This is a genomic window from Bisbaumannia pacifica (assembly GCF_007989625.1).
GTDB lineage: Bacteria > Pseudomonadota > Gammaproteobacteria > Pseudomonadales > Halomonadaceae > Bisbaumannia > Bisbaumannia pacifica.
The window spans coordinates 1-19,388 of record NZ_BJUK01000038.1; the positions used below are offsets into that span (position 1 = coordinate 1).

At 68.7% G+C, this 19,388-nt stretch carries 16 protein-coding genes; 8 read left to right on the forward strand and 8 right to left on the reverse strand.

Annotated elements, in window-relative coordinates:
* Positions 1-68: 68 nt before the first annotated feature.
* Complete coding sequence (locus HPA02_RS13975) at positions 69-1,451, forward strand: hypothetical protein (protein WP_146803819.1); 1,383 nt, start codon at positions 69-71, stop codon at positions 1,449-1,451.
* A 49-nt stretch (positions 1,452-1,500) separates the two neighbouring features.
* Here the strand turns inward: HPA02_RS13975 and HPA02_RS13980 are convergent, their stop codons facing one another.
* The 3 genes from HPA02_RS13980 to HPA02_RS13990 all read right to left on the reverse strand — a co-directional run bounded on the left by HPA02_RS13980 (position 1,501) and on the right by HPA02_RS13990 (position 5,254).
* Positions 1,501-2,661, reverse strand: coding sequence for a toxic anion resistance protein (locus HPA02_RS13980; RefSeq protein WP_146803820.1), 1,161 nt, complete (start codon positions 2,659-2,661; stop codon positions 1,501-1,503).
* 57 nt (positions 2,662-2,718) lie between these two features.
* Complete coding sequence (locus tag HPA02_RS13985) at positions 2,719-3,660, reverse strand: AAA family ATPase (protein WP_146803821.1); 942 nt, start codon at positions 3,658-3,660, stop codon at positions 2,719-2,721.
* Positions 3,661-3,748: 88 nt separating this feature from the next.
* Positions 3,749-5,254, reverse strand: coding sequence for a PAS domain S-box protein (locus tag HPA02_RS13990; protein ID WP_222594001.1), 1,506 nt, complete (start codon positions 5,252-5,254; stop codon positions 3,749-3,751).
* Between the two features lie 211 nt (positions 5,255-5,465).
* Here HPA02_RS13990 and HPA02_RS13995 point away from each other — a divergent pair, with 211 nt between their 5' ends.
* Both HPA02_RS13995 and HPA02_RS14000 read left to right on the forward strand, forming a co-directional pair.
* Entirely contained in the window at positions 5,466-6,290 is an 825-nt protein-coding gene (locus HPA02_RS13995; RefSeq protein WP_146803823.1) for a helix-turn-helix transcriptional regulator, read from the forward strand.
* A gap of 163 nt (positions 6,291-6,453) precedes the next feature.
* Positions 6,454-7,470 (forward strand): isocitrate dehydrogenase, encoded by a 1,017-nt coding sequence (locus HPA02_RS14000; protein WP_146803824.1) that lies wholly within the window; start codon positions 6,454-6,456, stop codon positions 7,468-7,470.
* A 206-nt stretch (positions 7,471-7,676) separates the two neighbouring features.
* Here the strand turns inward: HPA02_RS14000 and HPA02_RS14005 are convergent, their stop codons facing one another.
* Positions 7,677-8,735 (reverse strand): substrate-binding domain-containing protein, encoded by a 1,059-nt coding sequence (locus tag HPA02_RS14005; RefSeq protein ID WP_146803825.1) that lies wholly within the window; start codon positions 8,733-8,735, stop codon positions 7,677-7,679.
* Between the two features lie 125 nt (positions 8,736-8,860).
* Here HPA02_RS14005 and HPA02_RS14010 point away from each other — a divergent pair, with 125 nt between their 5' ends.
* From HPA02_RS14010 to HPA02_RS14030, 5 genes are read left to right on the forward strand one after another with little or no spacing between them, the layout of a single operon-like run.
* Positions 8,861-9,355, forward strand: coding sequence for a formate dehydrogenase subunit gamma (locus HPA02_RS14010; RefSeq protein WP_146803826.1), 495 nt, complete (start codon positions 8,861-8,863; stop codon positions 9,353-9,355).
* A complete protein-coding gene (locus HPA02_RS14015; RefSeq protein ID WP_146803827.1) occupies positions 9,352-10,917 on the forward strand; it encodes a formate dehydrogenase beta subunit in 1,566 nt (521 codons plus the stop codon). Before HPA02_RS14010 ends, HPA02_RS14015 begins: the two co-directional genes overlap by 4 nt.
* Positions 10,918-10,919: 2 nt before the next feature.
* Positions 10,920-13,814 carry a formate dehydrogenase subunit alpha gene (gene fdhF, locus HPA02_RS14020; protein WP_146803828.1) on the forward strand — a complete coding sequence of 965 codons (2,895 nt, stop codon included), beginning with the start codon at positions 10,920-10,922 and terminating at the stop codon, positions 13,812-13,814.
* Complete coding sequence (gene fdhD / locus HPA02_RS14025; protein WP_146803829.1) at positions 13,811-14,653, forward strand: formate dehydrogenase accessory sulfurtransferase FdhD; 843 nt, start codon at positions 13,811-13,813, stop codon at positions 14,651-14,653. Before fdhF ends, fdhD begins: the two co-directional genes overlap by 4 nt.
* 11 nt (positions 14,654-14,664) lie before the next feature.
* Positions 14,665-14,925, forward strand: coding sequence for a formate dehydrogenase subunit delta (locus tag HPA02_RS14030; protein WP_146803830.1), 261 nt, complete (start codon positions 14,665-14,667; stop codon positions 14,923-14,925).
* A 38-nt stretch (positions 14,926-14,963) separates the two neighbouring features.
* On the opposite strand, the gene HPA02_RS14035 is transcribed toward HPA02_RS14030, so the two are convergent.
* The 4 genes from HPA02_RS14035 to HPA02_RS14050 all read right to left on the reverse strand — a co-directional run bounded on the left by HPA02_RS14035 (position 14,964) and on the right by HPA02_RS14050 (position 19,382).
* Positions 14,964-16,181, reverse strand: coding sequence for an MFS transporter (locus tag HPA02_RS14035; RefSeq protein ID WP_146803831.1), 1,218 nt, complete (start codon positions 16,179-16,181; stop codon positions 14,964-14,966).
* Positions 16,182-16,271: 90 nt separating this feature from the next.
* Positions 16,272-17,384: an agmatine deiminase gene (aguA, locus tag HPA02_RS14040; RefSeq protein WP_146803832.1), complete on the reverse strand. Its 1,113-nt coding sequence runs from the start codon at positions 17,382-17,384 to the stop codon at positions 16,272-16,274.
* Between the two features lie 122 nt (positions 17,385-17,506).
* On the reverse strand, positions 17,507-18,394 hold the full coding sequence (locus HPA02_RS14045) for a LysR substrate-binding domain-containing protein (protein WP_146803833.1): 888 nt from the start codon (positions 18,392-18,394) through the stop codon (positions 17,507-17,509).
* A gap of 271 nt (positions 18,395-18,665) precedes the next feature.
* Positions 18,666-19,382, reverse strand: a complete 717-nt coding sequence (locus HPA02_RS14050) for a TorF family putative porin (RefSeq protein ID WP_146803834.1) — start codon at positions 19,380-19,382, stop codon at positions 18,666-18,668.
* Positions 19,383-19,388: the final 6 nt, after the last annotated feature.

Sequence of the window (19,388 nt, forward strand, 5' to 3'; positions counted from 1 at the left end):
GTCGAGGCTCGCTCCGCCGAGCCGATCTTCACACCAACCGATGCTTGCCATCGAACAAGGATGCTTCCATGGCCAATCGTGCCTCCTCTCTTACCCTGGTCGCCCTCGGTGGCGCTGCCCTCGGCCTGCTGGCCGGTTGCAGCGCCAACACCAGCGATGACGCCCCCGTCGTCCACGCCATCGAACTGGGCGAGCAGTTCCGCGGCGAGATCACCTCCTCCAGCGAGCTCAACGGCAAGGATGGCAGCCGCTATGCGCGCCATACCCTGAGCCTGGATGCCGACAGCCTGGTGGAGTTCGAGCTGAGTGGCGCCCTGAACGGCAGCCTGGCGCTCTATGATGACGAGACCCAACTGCTGGCCGCCAGCATCGCCGATGCCTATGGCCAACCCGGCAACGCCCTGCGCCGGCGCATCGACGAGACCGGCGACTACCTGGTGGTGGTCAGCGGCGTCGACGCCAGCAGCTTCGGCCCCTACGACCTCAACAGCCGCGAGATCGAGCTGAGCGACAGCAGCAGCGAGCTGACGGTTTCCCAGCCCCTGGACGGCTGGCTGCAGGATGGTCCCTCGACCTACCCGCTGACCATCGAGGAGACCGGCCTCTACCGCATCGAGATGCACTCCGACGACTTCGACACCTACCTGGAGCTCTCCGGCGGTCCCAACCGCGTGCGCCTCGAGGATGACGATGGCGCCGGCAATCTCGACTCGCGCATCAGCGGCTTCCTGGAGCCCGGCGACTATACCGTCACCGCACGCAGTGCCTTCGGCGACGGCAGCGGCCTCTACCAGCTGAGCGTCGAGCCCCAGCAGTTGCCCCATGACGGCGAACTGCGCAACGGTGGCGAAGTCACCGTGGGCGAGACCTTCAACGGCTGGCTCTCCGGACAGCGCCGCGAGTACAGCCTGGTGGTGGACGAGGCGGCCCTGGTCACCATCGATATGCGCTCGCAGGACTTCGACAGCTACCTGGAGCTCTCCGGACCCGGCGTCTCCACCAGCAACGATGACGGCGGCAGTGGTCTCGACTCGCAGATTCGTCAGCGCCTGCAGCCGGGCAACTACACCATCGTCGCGCGCAGCTTCAGCAGCAGTGCCAGCGGGCTCTTCGAGCTGTCGGTGGTCTCCCGGGAGATCGGTGACCTGCCCAGCGGCGGCGAGCTGACCCTGAACGAGTCCCTGGAAGCCTGGCTGGAGCCCGGCGCCCAGGACTACTACGCCTTCGAGATCACCCAGGCCGGCCGCTATCGCCTGGACATGATGTCCAGCGACCTGGACACCTACCTGGAACTGGAAGGCAATGGCATCTTCGAGAGCAATGACGACGGCGGCAACGGGCTCGACTCGCGCATCCAGGCCTACCTGGAGCCCGGCGAGTACCGCGCCATCGCTCGCTCCTACGGCAACACCAGCAGCGGCACCTATACCCTGCGGCTGATCGCCGAATAAGACGCGGGGCAAGGCACCGCATCCAGACGGTGCAGCAGAGGGGGCGGCCTTAGGTCGCCCCCTCGTCGTTGTGGGGGGAGGCATCGCCCCGTCTCCCCACCAGGTCGTTCACCGCCGTCTGGCCGCGGCGGGTCAGCACATCCAGGCGCTCGATCTGTTCGCCCAGCGCGGGCAGGGCCTGGCGGCGATAGTCCGCCAGGTCGTCGATGGCCGCCATCACCTCGCCGAAGGCCTCCTCCAGGGCCTGCATATCGAGCATCGCTGAGGCGGCGCGGGTCTGGATATCCACGCCCTGGGCGCGCAGCGTCTTGGCGGTGCGCGAGATCATCTCGCTGGTGGTGGCATTGAGCCCCTCCACCCGGTCCAGCACCATGCGCTGATTGGCCAGCGCCAGGGCCACGGTGACCGCCACCCCCAGGGCCGCCACCGTGACGTTGACGGCCCGCTCCACGCCGCGCATCAGCTCCCGGTTGTTGCGGATGATCACCTCCAGGGCGAGGATGCCCTGCTGACAGACCGCCACCTGCTGCTGCAGGTCGAGCAGGCGCTGGCGCAGCGGGAAGCACAGCTCCTGCTCGATAAAGCCCCGCTCGGCCTCCTCGAGGTCGCGCTCGGCGAGGCTCGCCTCGAGGCGCGCCGCGATGGCCCGGCCCAGGGCGACCTGGTGATGGAGCTCGGCCAGGGTCTGCTCCAGGGCCTCCTGGTCGTCGCCCAGGGTCAGGTTGTCGCGATAGAGGACGTCCCGCCCCGCCTGGAGCTCGTCGATGATGCCGTCGATGGCCTCCTGGGCGTTCTCGAAACGCCGGAAGTAGCGTTGCAGCCGGCTGCTCACCCCGGGGAGCCGCTCGACCAGCCAGTCGAGGCGCCGCGGCTCGAGGTGATGGGCCTGGGGATCGAGCTCGTGCATGCGTTCGCGCAGCCCCGTCAGGGCCTGGGCCACCGGCCCGCCATCCTCGCTGTGGCGCGCCAGCTTGCGCAGCGGCGTCTTGAGCATCTCGCTCTGATGGGCGGCGCGGCGTTGCGTCGCCAGCCCCAGCTCGTCCACGGCGTGGCGCTGACGCTCCCGGGCCCCGCTGCCCAGCACCGTCTCGACCCAGGCCACGGCCTCCGCCTCCAGGGCGTCCGGATCCGGCGCCTCGGGCCGCTCCAGCCGCGCGGCGAGTTCCTGCGGATTGGGCAGCGACAAGGGTCGCCGTTCCGACTCGGTCATGACACGCCTCCTCGGCCGCCGTTGGCTGCCCTCAGCATAGCTCGCCCGTCGCCGGGCTCACGAATCCTTACGCGCGTAGCGCTCGGCCCGTTCGGCGAAGCGCTTCAGCGCCTCGAGGGCATCGTCTTGCCCGAGGCGACGCGGCGCCTCGGCCTGGAGCCGCGCCAGGCTGACGCAGGTATCGTCGAACAGCGTCAGGATCGCCTCTAGCCGGGCCCGTACCCGGCGCAGGTCGCGCTCGGTCTCCTCCACCAGCGCCAGGCGCCGCTCCAGGGCCAGGCACTCCTCGACGCCGAGCCGCGGCTCGCGACGCTCCAGGCGACGGCGCACGAAGTCGGCATCCACCCCGGCGACGCCCTCCAGCAGGGTGGCCATGGCCTCGAGCTGCCCCAGCGCCTCCCGCCCCACCTCGCTGACCAGGCCATGAGCCCGTCCATAGGTGACCTCGTCGCGGCGAAAGCTGCCTTCCAGCAGCGCCAGCACCCGCCGATAACGGCTATAGAAGCGATCGACCTGGAGCGCCAGGTCGCTGCGCTCCTTCGCCTCCAGGGCCGCCTTGGCGCGGCATAGCGCCCGGACCAGGTCGTCCGCCCCGGCGGGCGGCGCCTCGCTATCCAGATGGTGCAGGTCCGCCTCATGGGCCTCGCGGGCCTCGCGCTCGCGGCGCCGCGTCAGCTCGGCATCCAGTCGCGCCTGCAGCCGGGCGCGCCGCCTCCTCCCCCACCAGGCCCGTAGGCGGCGCTCCACGGGAAGCGCCGCACCGATGGCAACGAGCCCCGCCAGCCAGCCCCACAGGCTGGGGGAGAAACCGCCCCACAGCGAGGTGAGCCACAGCAGCAGGCTGACGAAAGGCAAGATGAGGGCATAGCGCAGCACCGCCTGGAGGCGGCTGGGCTCGGCGCCGGGCAGCGCCAGGGGCGGTGCCAGCAGCCCAACCACCAACCAGGGCCAGCAGGTCAGGAAGAGGCCATAGGCGAAGCCCTGCAGAAATCCCAGCATGGTCGGTTCCGTGCGTCGACGGGCGGCGGAGCGCCACCCCATGCCGACAAGCCTAGCCGCCCTTGCCGCATCGGCATTGCATCGGCATTTAACGCTGCGCCTTGCCGCGCGCCGCCTCCTCCAGGGCGCGCAGTGCCTCGCGCAGCTCGGTGAACAGGTCCTGGGTATGGTGCGCCACCTCGCCGATCTCCTTGGCGGAACCGGAGGCCCGTTCGGCCAGGGAGCGCACCTCCTGGGCCACCACCGAGAAGCCGCGTCCCGCCTCGCCGGCCCGGGCCGCCTCGATGGAGGCGTTCAGCGACAGCAGGTTGGTGTTCATAGCGATCTCTTCGATGGACTCGGCGAAGCGGGTGATCTGCTCGCTGGCCTCGGCGAACTCCGCCATGCGCGCCACCATGGCCTCGCGGTGGGCCACGTCCTCGGTGACATCGCGCAGGAAGGCGGTAAAGACGACGCTGTCGTCGAGATGGATTCGCGCCAGGGAGAGCGCCGCCCAGGTGGTGCTGCCGTCCTTGCGCACCACCTCCACCTCGCGGGTCTTGCCCACCAGGCGATCCTCGTGGGTGTCCCGGTTGCGCTGCACATAGCCGTCGTGGTGATCGCGGATGGCGTGGGGCACCAGCATCTTGACGTTCTCGCCGATCACCTCCTGGCGCGCATAGCCCCAGAGGCGCTCCGCGGCGGCATTGAAGAAGGTCACGCAGTTGTGCTCGTCGATGGTGACCACCGCATTGAGGGCCTGCTCGAGGGTGCTCTCCATCAGGGTGCGCAGCTTGCGCTGCTCGGTGATGTCGCGCACGAAGGCGGTATAACACTGGCGCCCCTCCACCACGAAACGCGACAGCGCCAGGTTGACCCAACGTGGCTCGCCATCGCTGCGGAACAGCTGCACGTCGCGGCTGGTGCCGACGATGCGATCCGTCCCGCTGCGCCGGTGACGGTCGACGAAGCCATCGTGTTGATGGCGGATCTCCGCCGGTACCAGACGGTTGACGTTCTGGCCCAGTACCTCGCCGCGCTCATAGCCCCAGAGGCGCTCGGCGGCGGCATTGAAGAAGGTGACCCGGTTCGCCTCATCGATGCTGATCACCGCATCCAGGCACTGCTCCAGGGCTTCCCGGGGCCCCTGGGCCTGCTGCCGGGCCTCGGTGATATCGCGCAGTTGTGCCAGGTAACCCTGTCCCTCGGGCAGCGGCAGCCGCGATAGGGCGATGCTGACCCAGCGCATGGAGCCGTCGGCGCGCATCAGCTGCACCTCCCGGTGACGGCCCACCTGGGCATCGTGGCCGGTCTCGCGGTTGGCACGAATATGGTCGCGATGCTCCTCCTTCAGGAGCTCGGGAATCAAGCCATCCACCGGCTGGCCGATCACCTGCTCCCGGGACAAGCCCCAGAGGGCCTCGGCGGCGGCATTGAAGCGCAGCACGCGATCCTCGGTATCGATCATCACCATGGCATCCAGGCCGGCCTCCAGGGCCGTTTCGGCCAGCCCCTGGGTGACGGCGGAAGGTTCGGAGGGGGAGATGGCGGTGGAGGGCCGAGGATGGCTATGGCGTCGCCCGGGGCGCATCAGTTTTTTATAATCTAGTAGCATGCGAATGGCTCCCTGCATTCTGACGCGTGCCGACTCGACCCCCGCACGCGCTGCTTTTATCGTTTGTCTCTACATCAGCAGCATCTACCGATGCCTCTGCCACTGTAGGCAATCGGCGCCAGGCGTAGCGTTTATATAGAGTCAAAGCCCTCGGTTGGCGAAGTGAATGCCATGGTATGCTGGGCTCAGTATCCTTGCCGGCCCCCGACCCATGTCCCTGACCGACCTGCTCGCCCAGCCCGCCAGCCTCGATTGGCATCGTCGCCTCGCCCAACTGATTCGCGAGGCTCCGACCCCCCAGTTCCCCCTGAGCCTGTCGACTCAGCTGCAGGAGCTGAGCGGCTTCGACACCATCCTGATCAATACCTACCAGGGGCGCCTCAAGCCGCTGCTGATCCACGACGACTACCCGGCCCACAAACGCCAACAGGGCATCGACCGCTACCTCAGCGAGGCCTACCTGCTCGACCCCTTCTTCGCCGCCGTGGACGGCGGCCTCGACCAGGGCGCCCATCGCCTCAAGGAGCTGGCCCCGGACCGCTTCGAGGCCAGCGACTACTACCACCACTACTACCGGGCCCTGGGCCTGGCCGACGAGGTGGGGCTCTTCGCCCGGGTCGCGGAGGACGTGGTGATCGTCGCCTCCCTGGGCTTTCGCGCCGAGGGCGGCAAGCTGACCCGGCGCACCCTGCAGGCGCTGCGCCATCTCGCGCCCCTGGTGGAGGTACTGCTGGTGGAGTACTGGAAGTGGCAGGGCGGGCAGTTCCAGGCCGACCTGGACGCCCAGGCCCCGGTGGAGGCGGCCTTCGCCAGCTTCGGCGCCGGGGTGCTCACCGCCCGGGAGCAGGAGATCGTGCGCCTGCTGCTGGCCGGCCACTCCACCAAGTCGGCGGCCCGCGAGCTCGACATCAGCGACGGCACCGTCAAGGTGCACCGCAAGCACCTCTACCAGCGCCTGGGGGTCTCCAGCCAGTCGCAACTGTTCCGGCTGTTCCTCGACCACGTGGCCCTGGTCTCCCGCCAGCAGAACGGCTGATGCTGCGACTGTCGACAATAGCGAAAAGGATGACTGCATAGAAACGACACTCGGCGTACCCTAAACGCCGTCCCCAGGCCGACAGCCAGCACCCGCGGCCAGAGGCCGCCTCCAGGACGCCCGCCCACAGCAATCGCCACCACAAGTGGCCAAGGAGCAAGTGATGAGCAAGACCGTTGCGGTTATCAAGGGAGATGGCATCGGCCCCGAGATCATGGATGCCACCCTCAGGGTCCTGGAGGCCTTGGAGTGCGGGCTGGAGTACGAAGAGATCGAAGCGGGCCTGGGCGCCCTGGAGAAGCACGGCACCCTGATTCCCCAGGCGTCGCTGGATGCCATCGCCAAGCATGGCGTGGCCCTGAAGGGCCCCCTGACCACCCCGGTGGGCAAGGGCTTCTCCTCCATCAACGTGCAGCTGCGTCGCCATTTCGACCTCTACGCCAATGTGCGCCCGGCGATCAGCTTCCCCGGCACCCGCTCGCGCTACGAGGACATCGACCTGATCACGGTGCGCGAAAACACCGAGGGCGCCTACCTGGCCGAGGGCCAGAGCCTCAGCGAGGATGGCGAGACCGCCCTGGCGACCATCAAGGTAACCCGCTCGGGCTCCGAGCGCATCGTGCGCTACGCCTTCGAGCTGGCCCGCAGCAAGGGCCGCAAGAAGGTCACCGCGGTGCACAAGGCGAATATCATCAAGAGCAGCTCCGGGCTCTTCCTCGAGGTGGCCCGGGAGGTGGCCAAGGACTACCCCGAGATCGAATTCCAGGAGATGATCGTCGATAACGCCTGCATGCAGCTGGTGATGAATCCCCACCAGTTCGATGTGGTCGTTACCACCAACCTGTTCGGCGATATCCTCTCCGACCTCTGCGCCGGCCTGGTGGGCGGCCTAGGCCTGGCGCCGGGGGCCAATATCGGCAAGGAGGCGGCCATCTTCGAGGCGGTGCATGGCTCGGCCCCGGATATCGCCGGCCAGAAGCTGGCCAACCCCTGTGCCCTGCTGCTGGCCGCGGCGGACATGCTCGACCACCTGGGCATGATCGACAAGGGCACCAAGATCCGCACCGCCATCCGCGCCGTGCTGGAGCGCGACCGCGCTCGGGTGACCCCGGACATGGGCGGCAGCGGCACCACCGACACCTTCGCCGACGCCCTGGTGGAATACTGCCAGGCCGGCTAAGGCGTAGGCACACCCCGTGGCCTCAGGGTAGCACCCCGTTCAGCGTCATCAGCCGGCCACAGCGGCGGCGGGCATAACCGGCGGTAGCGAGCCGCGCCGTCATGGCGGCCTGCCTCAGGGCAGCACCTCGTCCAGCGTCATCAGCCGGCCACAGCGGCGGCGGGCATAACCGGCGGTAGCAAGCCGCGCCGTCATGGCGGCCTGCCTCAGGGCAGCACCTCGTCCAACGTCATCAGCTGGCCACAGCGGCGGGGGGCATAACCGGGCAGCGCCGCCACGGCGGCCTGGAACTCCGCGCTTCGCAATCGCTCCCGTAGCGTGGCGAAGCGCGGCGCCTCCACGTCGCGCTGGTGGCAGACCCACAGGTAATCCTCGGTGGCCAGGGGCACGAAATCGAGGCCGAAACGCCGCGCCGCGGCCTCTACCCCGAAACCCACCTCCGCCATGCCGGCGGCCACATAGGCGGCCACCGCCGAGTGGGTATACTCCTCCACCTCGTAGCCACGAATCCGTGAGGGCGACACCCCCGCCTCGGCCAGCAGGCCATCGAACAGTGCCCGGGTGCCCGAGGCCGCCTGGCGATTGATAAAGCGCGCCCCGCCTGCGGCGAGGTCGACCAGGCCAGCGATCCCCCGCGGATTGCCCGGCGCCACCATCAGCCCCTGGCGACGGGCGATAAAACCGATCACCCGATGGCTACGCGGCTTGAGCAGGTCGCGATACTCCCGGCTGACCCTGCCCCCCACCTCGCCCTGGGGCAGATGAAAGCCAGCCAGGTCGCAGGCCCCGCGATTGAGCGCCGCCAGGGCCTCGCGGGGACTGCAGTACTGCAGATCGAGGCTCAGCTCGCCGAGATGCATCGGCAGCAGCTCTACGGCGAAGCCATGACTGGCATGCAGGCGCAGTACCGGCTTGGTGCCCTCCAGGGTTTGCTGGATGGCCAGGTTGAGCTCGGAGCCCAGGCTCTCCAGTTGCGGTCCCAGGCGGGCGATGACTCGCTGTTCCGCCCACAGCAGCTTCTCCCCCAGCGGCGACAATCGCGCCCCCCGTCCCCGCTCGAGTTCGACCAGGGCGATGCCGAAGAACTCCCCCCACTTGTTGAGCAGGTTCCAGGCATGGCGATAGGAGACGCCTACGCCCTCGGCCGCCCGGGTCAACTTGCCATGGCGATGCACGCCCTCGAGCAGCGCGAAGAGCTTGGGATCGAGCTGGTTGCCCGCCTCGTCGCTGAAGTACCAGGCCGGCGTGATCCGGATACGTTTCATATGAAGTAAGTTTCTTATTTCTCCCCAGAGAGACCGATGCTAGCTTTATCGCGACCGTGATGCACGCCCTTCTAAATATGAAAAACCGTGCATATCTTGCCAGCTAAAGACAACCAGGGGGAGCGATGAGCGATTCCCGTGAGTGGACGCCCCAGGCGATCCAGGCCGAGATCGATGCCCTCAAGCACAAGCCCGGCGCCCTACTACCGATCCTGCATGCCCTTCAGGACCGCTTCGGCTTCATTCCCGAGGCGGCGGTGCCGCTGATCGCCGACTCCTTGGGGCAGACCCGCGCCGAGGTCCACGGGGTGATCGGTTTCTACCATCACTTCCGTACCGCGCCCCCCGGCCGCCATGTGGTGCAGATCTGCCGCGCCGAGGCCTGCCAGGCGATGGGCGCACGGCCCCTGGAGGCCCACGCTAAGGCGAGCCTGGGCATCGATTACCACCAGACCACCGTGGATCGCGAAGTCACCCTGGAGGCGGTCTACTGCCTGGGCAACTGCGCCTGCGGCCCCGCCGTGCGCGTCGATGACCGGGTCCTGGGGCGCGTCGATGCCGAGCGTTTCGATGCCTTGATCGACGAACTGCAGACTCGCCCCCTGGAGGTGATCGCATGAGCGTGCGTGTCTTCGTGCCCCGCGATACCACCGCCCTCTCCCTGGGCGCCGACGCCGTCGCCGCCCGCCTGGAGCGGGAAGCCCGCGCCCGCGGCCTGGCCCTGACCCTGGTGCGCAATGGCTCCCGTGGCGCCGCCTGGCTGGAGCCCCTGGTGGAGGTGGAGACCGCCAATGGCCGCCTGGCCTTCGGGCCGGTTATCGCCGAGGATATTCCCGGCCTGCTCGATGCCGGCTTGCTCGATGGGGACCTGCTGGCGGGCGATACCGGCCACCCCCTGGCGCTGGGCCCCACCGAGGCCTTGCCCTGGTTCGCCCGCCAGCAGCGCCTGACCTTCGCCCGCATCGGGCTGACCGACCCGCTGTCGATCGCCGACTACCTGGCCCACGACGGCTACCGCGGCCTCGAGACGGCCCTGACCCGCACGCCCCAGGAGCTGGTCGAGGAGGTCAAGGCCTCCGGCCTGCGTGGCCGCGGCGGTGCCGCCTTCCCCACCGGCATCAAGTGGCAAACGGTGCTCGATACCCCGGCGGACCAGAAGTACATCGTCTGCAACGCCGACGAGGGCGACTCCGGCACCTTCGCCGACCGCCTGGCGATGGAGTGCGACCCCTACCTGCTGATCGAGGGCATGACCATCGCCGGCCTCGCCGTGGGCGCCACCCAGGGCTATATCTACCTGCGCTCCGAGTACCCGCTGGCCAAGACGATCCTCGATGCCGCCATCGCCCACGCCGAGGCCGCCGGCTACCTGGGCGACGACATCCGCGGCAGCGGCCACGCCTTCCACCTGGAGGTGCGCCTGGGCGCCGGCGCCTACATCTGCGGCGAGGAGACCTCGCTGCTCGAGAGCCTCGAGGGCAAGCGCGGCCTGGTGCGCTTCAAGCCGCCGCTGCCGGCCATCGAGGGGCTCTTCGGCCGCCCCACCGTGGTCAACAACGTGCTGTCGCTGGCCGCCGTGCCCTTTATCCTCGCCGAGGGCGCCCAGGCCTATGCCGACGTCGGCATGGGCCGCTCCCGGGGTACCCTGGCCCTGCAGCTGGCCGGTAACGTCAAGCGCGGCGGCCTGGTCGAGTTGGCCTTCGGCGCCAGCCTGCGCACCCTGATGGAAGAGTTCGGCGGCGGCACCGCCAGCGGTCGCCCGCTACGCGCCGTTCAGGTCGGCGGACCGCTGTGCGCCTACCTGCCCGAGAGCCAGTGGGACCTGCCGCTGGACTACGAGGCCTTCGCCGAGGTCGGCGCGGGGGTCGGTCATGGCGGCGTGGTGATGTTCGACGACAGCGTCGACATGGCCGAACAGGCGCGCTTCTCGATGGAGTTCTGCAAGACGGAGTCCTGTGGCAAGTGCACGCCCTGCCGCATCGGCTCGACCCGCGGCGTCGAGGTCATCGACCGTATCCGCGCCGGAGAGAACCGCGCCGCCAACCTCGCGCTCCTCGGTGAGCTCTGCGAGACCATGGAAGACGGCTCGCTGTGCGCCATGGGCGGCATGACGCCCTTCCCGGTGCGCAGTGCCCTGACCCATTTCCCCGACGACTTCCGGCGCCCGGTGGAGGGAGACTGACCATGATCGAACATTTCGACCCCAGCCAGCAGGCCCAGGAGCATATTCAGACCTATGCCAAGGACCTCGGCACGCCGCCGCCCGCCGCGGGCGCCGCCATGGTGAGACTCGAGATCGACGGCGTGGCGATCCGCGTACCGGAAGGCACCTCGGTGCTGCGCGCCGCGGCCCTCGCCGATATCAATATTCCCAAGCTGTGCGCCACCGACAGCCTCGAGGCCTTCGGCTCCTGCCGGCTGTGCGCCGTCCAGGTGGAAGGCCGGCGCGGCACCCCGGCGGCCTGCACCACCCCGGTGACCGAGGGCATGCGGGTCACCACCCAGAACGAGCGCCTGGCCCGGCTGCGCCGCAACGTCATGGAGCTCTATATCTCCGACCACCCGCTGGACTGCCTGACCTGCCCGGCCAATGGCGACTGCGAGCTGCAGGACATGGCCGGGGCGGTGGGGCTGCGCCAGGTGCGCTACGGCTTCGAGGGCGAGAATCACCTGCAGGCGACCAAGGACGAGTCCAACCCCTACTTCACCTTCGACCCCAGCAAGTGCATCGTCTGCTCGCGCTGCGTGCGCGCCTGCGAGGAGGTGCAGGGCACCTTCGCCCTGACCATCGACGGTCGCGGCTTCGACTCCAAGGTCACGGCGGGCCAGGGCGAGGCCTTTATGGACTCCGACTGCGTCTCCTGCGGCGCCTGCGTCCAGGCCTGCCCCACCGCGACGCTGATGGAGAAGAGCGTCATCGATGCCGGCCAGCCCGAGCACAGTGTGATCACCACCTGCGCCTACTGCGGCGTGGGCTGCACCTTCGAGGCCCAGATGAAGGGCGACCAGCTGGTGCGCATGGTGCCCTACAAGGGCGGCGACGCCAACCACGGCCACTCCTGCGTCAAGGGCCGCTTCGCCTTCGGCTACGCCAGCCACCCGGACCGCCTCACCACGCCGATGATCCGCGAGTCCATCGACCAGCCCTGGCGCGAGGTCGGCTGGGAGGAGGCCATCGCCTTCGCCGCCGCGCGCCTGCGGGCCATTCAGGCCGAGCATGGGCGCGAAAGCATCGGCGGCATCACCTCCTCGCGCTGCACCAACGAGGAGACCTACCTGGTGCAGAAGCTGATCCGCGCCGCCTTCGGCAACAATAATACCGACACCTGCGCGCGGGTCTGCCACTCGCCCACCGGCTACGGGCTCAAGACCACCCTGGGCGAATCCGCCGGCACCCAGACCTTCGACTCGGTGATGCAGGCCGACGCCATCATCGTCATCGGCGCCAACCCCACCGACGCCCACCCGGTGTTCGGCTCACTGATGCGCAAGCGGCTGCGCCAGGGTGCCAAGCTGATCGTCACCGACCCGCGGCGCATCGACCTGCTCAAGACCCCGCACCTGGGCGAGGCCCAGCACCTGCCGCTGCGCCCCGGCACCAATGTGGCGCTGATCAATGCCCTGGGGCATGTGGTGGTGACGGAAGGCCTGGAGGATCACGACTTTATCGCCAAGCGCTGCGACAGCGAGGCCTATCGCGCCTGGCGCGACTTCATCCGCGAGCCGCACCACTCCCCCGAGGCCAGCGAGGCGATCACCGGGGTACCCGCCGAGGCGGTGCGCCAGGCCGCGCGCACCTATGCGACGGCCGGCAACGGCGCCATCTACTACGGCCTCGGGGTGACCGAGCATAGCCAGGGCTCGACCATGGTAATGGGCATCGCCAACCTGGCCATGGCCACCGGCAACCTCGGCCGCGAGGGCGTCGGCGTCAACCCGCTGCGCGGCCAGAACAACGTCCAGGGCTCCTGCGACATGGGCTCCTTCCCCCACGAGCTGCCCGGCTATCAGCACGTCGCCGACCCAGTGGCCCGCGGGCGCTTCGAGGCCGCCTGGGGCGTCACCCTGGACCACGAGCCGGGGCTGCGTATCCCCAATATGTTCGACGCCGCCATCGAAGGCAGCTTCAAGGCGCTCTACGTGCAGGGCGAGGATATCGCCCAGTCCGACCCCAACACTCAGCACGTCGAGGCGGCGCTCTCTTCCCTGGAGTGTCTGATCGTCCAGGACATCTTCCTCAACGAGACCGCCAAGTACGCCCATGTGCTGCTGCCGGGCTCGAGCTTCCTGGAGAAGGACGGCACCTTCACCAACGCCGAGCGGCGCATCAACCGGGTACGCCGGGTGATGCCGCCGCTGGCCGGCAAGGCCGACTGGGAGATCACCGTCGACCTGGCCCGGGCCCTGGGCTACCCCATGGACTATGCCCATCCGTCCGAGATCATGGACGAGATCGCCCGCCTCACGCCGAGCTTCGCCGGGGTCAGCTACGCCAAGCTCGACGAGCGCGGCAGCCTGCAGTGGCCCTGCAACGCCGAGCACCCGCTGGGCATGCCGACCCTGCATGAGCTCGACTTCCCGATCGGCCGCGGCCGCTTCGCCATCACCGAGTACGTGGCCACCGAGGAACGCGCCAGCCGCCGCTTCCCGCTGCTGCTGACCACCGGGCGTATCCTCTCCCAGTACAACGTCGGCGCCCAGACCCGGCGTACCGACAACCAGGCGTGGCACGACGAGGACGTGCTGGAGCTGCACCCCGCCGACGCCGAGCTACGCGGCATCCAGGACGGCGACTGGCTGGGCATCACCAGCCGCGCCGGCCAGACGGTGCTGCGGGCGCGGCTCAGCGAGCGCATGCAACCGGGGGTGGTCTATACCACCTTCCACCACCCGGGCAGCGGCGCCAACGTCATCACCACCGATAACTCCGACTGGGCCACCAACTGCCCCGAGTACAAGGTCACCGCGGTGCAGGTGGAGAAGGTCAGCCGGCCCTCCGCCTGGCAGCAACGCTTCGATGCCTTCGACCGGGCCCAGCGCGGCTATCTGGCCAAGGCGCAGCAGGAGGCCACGCCATGAGCGCCGGCGATGATGCCAGGACGCAGGCCGCGACCGCCGTAGCGTGCCACCCGGTGGAGGTCCAGCGAGGCGGCAACGGCTGGTATGCCGATGCCCAGCAGGACCTCCTGGCCCTGGAAGTGCCGGTGGCGCTGGTCTACAACGGCATCTCCCATGCGGTAATGATGGCCACGCCCGCGGATCTCGAGGAGTTCGCCCTGGGCTTCAGCCTCTCCGAGGGCATCCTGGCGCATCCCCATGAGTGCTATGACCTGGAGGTTCGCGAGGAGGCGCGGGGCCTGGCGGTGCGGCTGACCATCAGCAGCCAGCGGCTGGTGGAGCTCAAGGCCCGGCGTCGCAACCTGGCCGGGCGCACCGGCTGCGGGCTATGCGGCACCGAGGCCCTGGAGCAGGCGATTCGTCCCATCCCCGAGGTCACGGCGCCATCGCTGAATGATGCCGCCATCCAGCGCGCCCTGGCGGCGCTGTCCGACCACCAGCCACTCCAAGCCGCCACCGGGGCGACCCACGCCGCCGCCTGGTGCGATGCCGGTGGGCGCATCCAACTGACCCGCGAGGACGTGGGGCGTCATAACGCCCTGGACAAACTGATCGGCGCCCTGGCCCGCCGCGGCGGCCCCTCGCCGGACGGCTTCGCGCTGGTCTCCAGCCGCGCCAGCTACGAGATGGTGCACAAGTGTGCCAGTACCGGCATCGGCGCCCTGGTCGCCGTCTCGGCGGCCACCGCCCTGGCGGTGGCGCAGGCCCAGCAAGCGGGCCTGCTGCTGGCGGGGTTCGCCCGTCCCGGCCGGCATCTGATCTATCACCGCCCCGCCACGGCGGCACGCGCCCAAGGCTAAGGAGGCCCACGATGTCACTCCACAACGATGCCCAGCTGATTCGCATGGCCAACCAGATCGCCGCCAACCTGGGTGGCGGCCGCGACGAGGAGAGCGCCGTGGCGGCCATCCGCCGCCACCTCGAGACCTTCTGGGCGCGGCCGATGAAGCAGCGCCTGATCGCCGGCCTGGAACGCGAGGACAGCGAGCTGGTGCCCCTGGCCCGCCAGGCCACGCAGCAACTGGCCGAGCGCCTGAGCGAGCCCGCCTCGGTGACGGGGCCCGGCGCCTAGCCGGGCCCCGAGCCTCGCGGCAGGTCACTCGCTTCGCGTTAGGCCGCGTCGGCCAGCGCCGGCGCCAGCCGCCGCAGCCGGGCATAGACCAGCACATAGAGCCCCAGGGCCGCCAGGGAGCCCGCCGCGCCCAGCCACATCACCGCGGCGTAGCCGAGCTGGCGGCTCAGCAGGAAGCCGGCCAGGGCCGGGGCGATGGTCTGGGCCAGCCCCTGGGCGGCCGGCACCAAGGCGGCGAAGCGCCCCGAGCGGTCGATATGGCTCAGGGTGCCGAGCTGGAAGATATCGGTGAACAGCCAGGCGATGCAGAAGCCGAAGGTGCCGATGACGAAGGTCGCGGCACTGATCTCCAGGGCCAGCAGCGCCAGTACCCCGCCCATGCCGAGCAGCGCCGCCATCAGCACCCGCGACTGGCCGCCGCGGTTGCTCAGCCAGACCGCCGCCACGCAGCCCGCCAAGGTGAAGACGTTGCCCAGGGTCAGGACATTGGCGATAAAGGCGTCGCCCAGGCCGGCGTCCACCCCGGCCCGCTCGATAAAGGCCCAGAAGGAACCGATGGTGAGGTAGAAGCAGGCCACCGCCGCCAGGCAGGTCAGCGGCAATGAGATCGGCAGCCGCGGCCCGGCCTCCTCGCGGGTCGCCTGGGGCGCGGCCCCGGCCGGGGTGCGCGGATAGAGGGCGGGGATCACCCCCAGGCAGAGCACGAAGGCCAGGCAGAAGGCCAGGAAGATGCCGTCGATGCCCCAGGCCGCGGTCAGGTGGGGGATGGTGTAGAGCTCGATGGCGTTGATCGCCACCAGGCCGAACATCATGATGCTGAAGTTACGCCCGGTATGGGTGGTGATGGCCAGGCAGGCGATGCCGGTGGAGTAGCAGATACCGCCGCCGAAGCCGGCCAGCACGCGCATCGCCAGCAGCGACTCGTAATCCTGATGCTGGGTCGACAGATAGTTACCGGCGATGGCGACCAGGATGCCGAACAGCGCCAGGTGGCGCCGGTTGAGTCGCGACACCAGGGCGGCGGTGAACAGCGAGGCCAGGAACATGCCGCCCAGGTCCGCCGAGGCCAGCCAGCCCACCTGTTGCTCATCGAAGTGCAGGAAGTCGGCCAGGGCACCGACCATCAGCGGCATGCCCATGACCACGGCATTGCCGACGAAGGTGATGGCCACGGCGGCGGCGATGGCCAGGGGCGCATCGACGTCGAGGCGACGCGGAGCCCGGGCCTCGCCCAGGACAGGGGTCTGCGGTTTCATGGGGATTCTCACTCTGTTGTTGGTTGTTATCGAGTCGTGGGCGCCTGGGGCGAGCCCGAGTGGGGCCCGCCGCCAGGCGTTGGCTAGCGCTTAATCGCGCCTCGGTGCGGCGTACTGGGGCATGGTGATGCAGGCGATATTGCCGCCACCCAGCAGGATCTCTCGGGAGCCCTCGATGCCGACGACGCGCTGCCGGGGGAACAGCTCGGCCAGGGTGGCAAGGGCGACCCGGTCATTGGGATCCCCGAACTGCGGCACCACGATCGCCGAGTTACCGGCGTAATAGTTGATATAGGAGGCGCAGATGCGCGTGCCGGCCAGGCGCGGGTGGGTGCCCTCGATATGGTCCAGGCCCTCGGCCTCCTCCGCCGTCCACTCCAGGGCACGAGGCTGGGGCAGCTTGTGCACGGTGAGCTCGCGGCCGCGGGCGTCGCGGCTGCTGCGCAGCACCTCGTAGGCCTCCTGGTAGATCTCCCACTGGGGATCGTCGCGATCGTCGGTCCATTGCAGGACCACCTCGCCGGGGCGCACGAAACAGGCCAGGTCATCGATATGGCCGTCGGTCTCGTCGAACTTGCAGCCCCGCGGCAGCCAGATCACCCGTTCGGCGCCCAGGTAGTCCGAGAGGCGTCGGGTCACCTCCTCCTTGCCCAGGTGGCCATTACGGTTGGCATTGAGCAGGCACTGCTCGGTGGTCAGCAGGGTGCCCTGGCCATCGCTCTGGATGCCGCCCAGCTCGGCGATCAGCGGTGCCCGGTAACGATCCAGGCCTTCGATCTCGAGGACCTTCTGGGCGATGCGGTCGTCGTTGGCCCAGGGGAAGTAGAGGCCGCCGTCCAGGCCGCCATAGGCATTGAACTCCAGGTCCACGCCGCGCACCTCGCCGCTGGCGTCGTTGACCACGAAGGCCGGCCCGCTGTCGCGGAACCAGGCGTCGTCGGTGGTCATCTCCACCACCCGCACCGAGGGCGGCAGCAGGCGCCGCGCATTGGCGTACTGGGCGGCGGAGGCGCACACCGTGACCGGCTCGCTGGCGGCGATGGCCGAGGCGATCTCGACCCAGACCCGCTGGGCCGGCTTGCCGCCGTTACGCCACACATCGGGGCGCTCCGGCCAGCCCATCCAGCAGCCGCGCTTGAGTTCGAACTCGCCGGGCAGCCGGAAGCCATCCTGCCGGGGGGTGGACATCAATAGCCGTGCCATGGAATACCTCGTCGCGTGTTATTGGGGTATTCCGATCCTAGGGCGGGCGGTGTGCCGGCCACCAACGACGATTATTGGGCCACTCTTGAATTCAATTCAGGTATTCGTCTCAGGCATTCCGTTCAGGAGGGCTCCAGCTGCTGGGCACACCAGGCGATAAACTGGCCCACCGCCGGCTTGTCGAGGCGCTGGCGATCGCAGACCAGGGCGTACTGGCCCAGCGACGCCACGCTCTCGGCGAAGGGTCGCACCAGCCGCCCCCGGGCCAGGTCCTCGGTGGCGGTGAGGTCGTCACCCAGGGCGATGCCCTGGCCCCGGGCCGCGGCCTCCAGGGCCAGGCCGGCGTGACTGAAGTAGAGGTGACGCTCGGGGCGGATATCCCCGGCATGGGTGGTCAACCAGGCGGTCCAGGTCTTGCCGTCCTGGTCGTCGTGCAGCAGGCGATGGCGGACCAGGTCGCGGGGCGAAGCCAGGGCGCCGCGATTGAACAGGGCCGGGGCGCACACCGGAAAGAAGCTCAGCAGCGGCAGCGGCCTCACGAAATGGTCGCTGGCGTCCTCGGGACCGACGCCGTAGCTGATCGCCAGGTCGATATCGATGTCGGGATCCGGCGCGTCATAAGCGCACTCGTGGAGGTGCAGGGTGACCTGCGGGAAGCGCTCGCAGAAGTCGGCCAGTCGGCCGACCAGCCACTTCTGGGCCAGCTCGGCGGTAACGGCGATGCGCAGCACCGACTGGGTATCGGGATGGGCGATGGCCTCGCAGGCCTCCCCCACCGTCTCGAAGGCCTGCTGCAGGCTATGCAGCAGGCGTCGAGCCTGGGGAGTGGGCTGGATGCGTCGCCCGCGGCGGATAAACAGCGGCGTGCCGAGCTGCTCCTCGAGCTGGCGGACCTGGTGGCTAACCGCGCTGTCGGTGACGCAGAGCTCCGCCGCGGCGCGCCCGAAATGGGCATGGCGGGCGGCACACTCGAAGGTGCGCAGGGCGGTCAGCGAGGGTAAGCGGCGCATGGCACCTCCGAGCGAGCAAGAAGGCTCCGGTTATAGCGACGCCCGGGGCCGTCGTCACGCCCTCGAATCAACGCCGGCCATGGGCGCCGCCTCAGCCTGGGTCTTGTACGAAAAATCGGCGAGCGATGGCCAGACAAGGCAAAAATCGGCGAAAAGACGGACCGGGCTCGCGTGCGAGTTTACGCGGTGTAAATGAGTACTTTGATCGGACTCGCGCACGAGCCGATTTTTAACGCCGTATGGCCGAGCGCAGGCAGTTTTCGGACAGAGCCTAGAAGCCCTTGCTAAGGCTTACTACCCAGGCCTCCTGGTTGGCCAGGTAATCGCCGTGGATGGCATAGGGGGCATCGATATCGGTATCGAGATAGGCCAGGGACAGATCCACCCCGGCCAGGCTCCGGGAGAGCGTCAGGCCATAGTCTAAATACTCCTCGAGCCCCGCGGCCGCGGGATCGTCGAAGAAGCCGCCGAAGGAGTAGCCGAGGTGCAGCTCGAGGCCGAACTCGGCGGGCAGTTCGAGACCATAGTTGGCCTCCACATAGTGGTAGTCTTCGCCCAGATCGATGTAGTCATTGGCGTAGCCATAGGCGAGGCGTAGCGGGCCGATATCGGCGCCGAGAATCAGCTCGTTGTAATCGATGTTGTCGATGGCCCCCGGGTAGAAATAGCGGTAGAGGGTCACGTCATAGCTGGCGTGATCGCCGAGCAGGCCGAAGTAGCCGGCGTAGAGGTCGATTTCGATGCTTTCGTCGTTATCCCAGGAATCGCCGGCTTCGAAGAAGTCGACGCTGCTGGCCCAGGCGCCGGCGAAGAAGCCGGCGTCATGGGCATAGTCGAACCCACCCTGGATGGCGGGATTCTCCCCGGTCTGGCTGATGCCCTTGACCCGATAGTCGCTGGTCAGGGTGACGTTGCCGGTGATCTCGGCCTGGGCCAGGGGGGCGACCAGGGCGGTGGAGAGCAACAGGATTGCCGAGCGGTTTTTCATGCCTTT

What these genes read in the sequence shown, in the direction of transcription:
- HPA02_RS14010 (WP_146803826.1), top strand. Translation starts at nt 8,861, where the DNA reads ATGAGCGATTCCCGTGAGTGGACGCCCCAGGCGATCCAGGCCGAGATC.
- HPA02_RS13995 (WP_146803823.1), top strand. Translation starts at nt 5,466, where the DNA reads ATGTCCCTGACCGACCTGCTCGCCCAGCCCGCCAGCCTCGATTGGCAT.
- aguA (WP_146803832.1), bottom strand. Translation starts at nt 17,384, where the DNA reads ATGGCACGGCTATTGATGTCCACCCCCCGGCAGGATGGCTTCCGGCTG.
- fdhD (WP_146803829.1), top strand. Translation starts at nt 13,811, where the DNA reads ATGAGCGCCGGCGATGATGCCAGGACGCAGGCCGCGACCGCCGTAGCG.
- HPA02_RS14005 (WP_146803825.1), bottom strand. Translation starts at nt 8,735, where the DNA reads ATGAAACGTATCCGGATCACGCCGGCCTGGTACTTCAGCGACGAGGCG.
- HPA02_RS13975 (WP_146803819.1), top strand. Translation starts at nt 69, where the DNA reads ATGGCCAATCGTGCCTCCTCTCTTACCCTGGTCGCCCTCGGTGGCGCT.
- HPA02_RS13980 (WP_146803820.1), bottom strand. Translation starts at nt 2,661, where the DNA reads ATGACCGAGTCGGAACGGCGACCCTTGTCGCTGCCCAATCCGCAGGAA.
- HPA02_RS13990 (WP_222594001.1), bottom strand. Translation starts at nt 5,254, where the DNA reads ATGCTACTAGATTATAAAAAACTGATGCGCCCCGGGCGACGCCATAGC.
- HPA02_RS14035 (WP_146803831.1), bottom strand. Translation starts at nt 16,181, where the DNA reads ATGAAACCGCAGACCCCTGTCCTGGGCGAGGCCCGGGCTCCGCGTCGC.
- HPA02_RS14015 (WP_146803827.1), top strand. Translation starts at nt 9,352, where the DNA reads ATGAGCGTGCGTGTCTTCGTGCCCCGCGATACCACCGCCCTCTCCCTG.
- fdhF (WP_146803828.1), top strand. Translation starts at nt 10,920, where the DNA reads ATGATCGAACATTTCGACCCCAGCCAGCAGGCCCAGGAGCATATTCAG.
- HPA02_RS14045 (WP_146803833.1), bottom strand. Translation starts at nt 18,394, where the DNA reads ATGCGCCGCTTACCCTCGCTGACCGCCCTGCGCACCTTCGAGTGTGCC.
- HPA02_RS13985 (WP_146803821.1), bottom strand. Translation starts at nt 3,660, where the DNA reads ATGCTGGGATTTCTGCAGGGCTTCGCCTATGGCCTCTTCCTGACCTGC.
- HPA02_RS14050 (WP_146803834.1), bottom strand. Translation starts at nt 19,382, where the DNA reads ATGAAAAACCGCTCGGCAATCCTGTTGCTCTCCACCGCCCTGGTCGCC.
- HPA02_RS14000 (WP_146803824.1), top strand. Translation starts at nt 6,454, where the DNA reads ATGAGCAAGACCGTTGCGGTTATCAAGGGAGATGGCATCGGCCCCGAG.
- HPA02_RS14030 (WP_146803830.1), top strand. Translation starts at nt 14,665, where the DNA reads ATGTCACTCCACAACGATGCCCAGCTGATTCGCATGGCCAACCAGATC.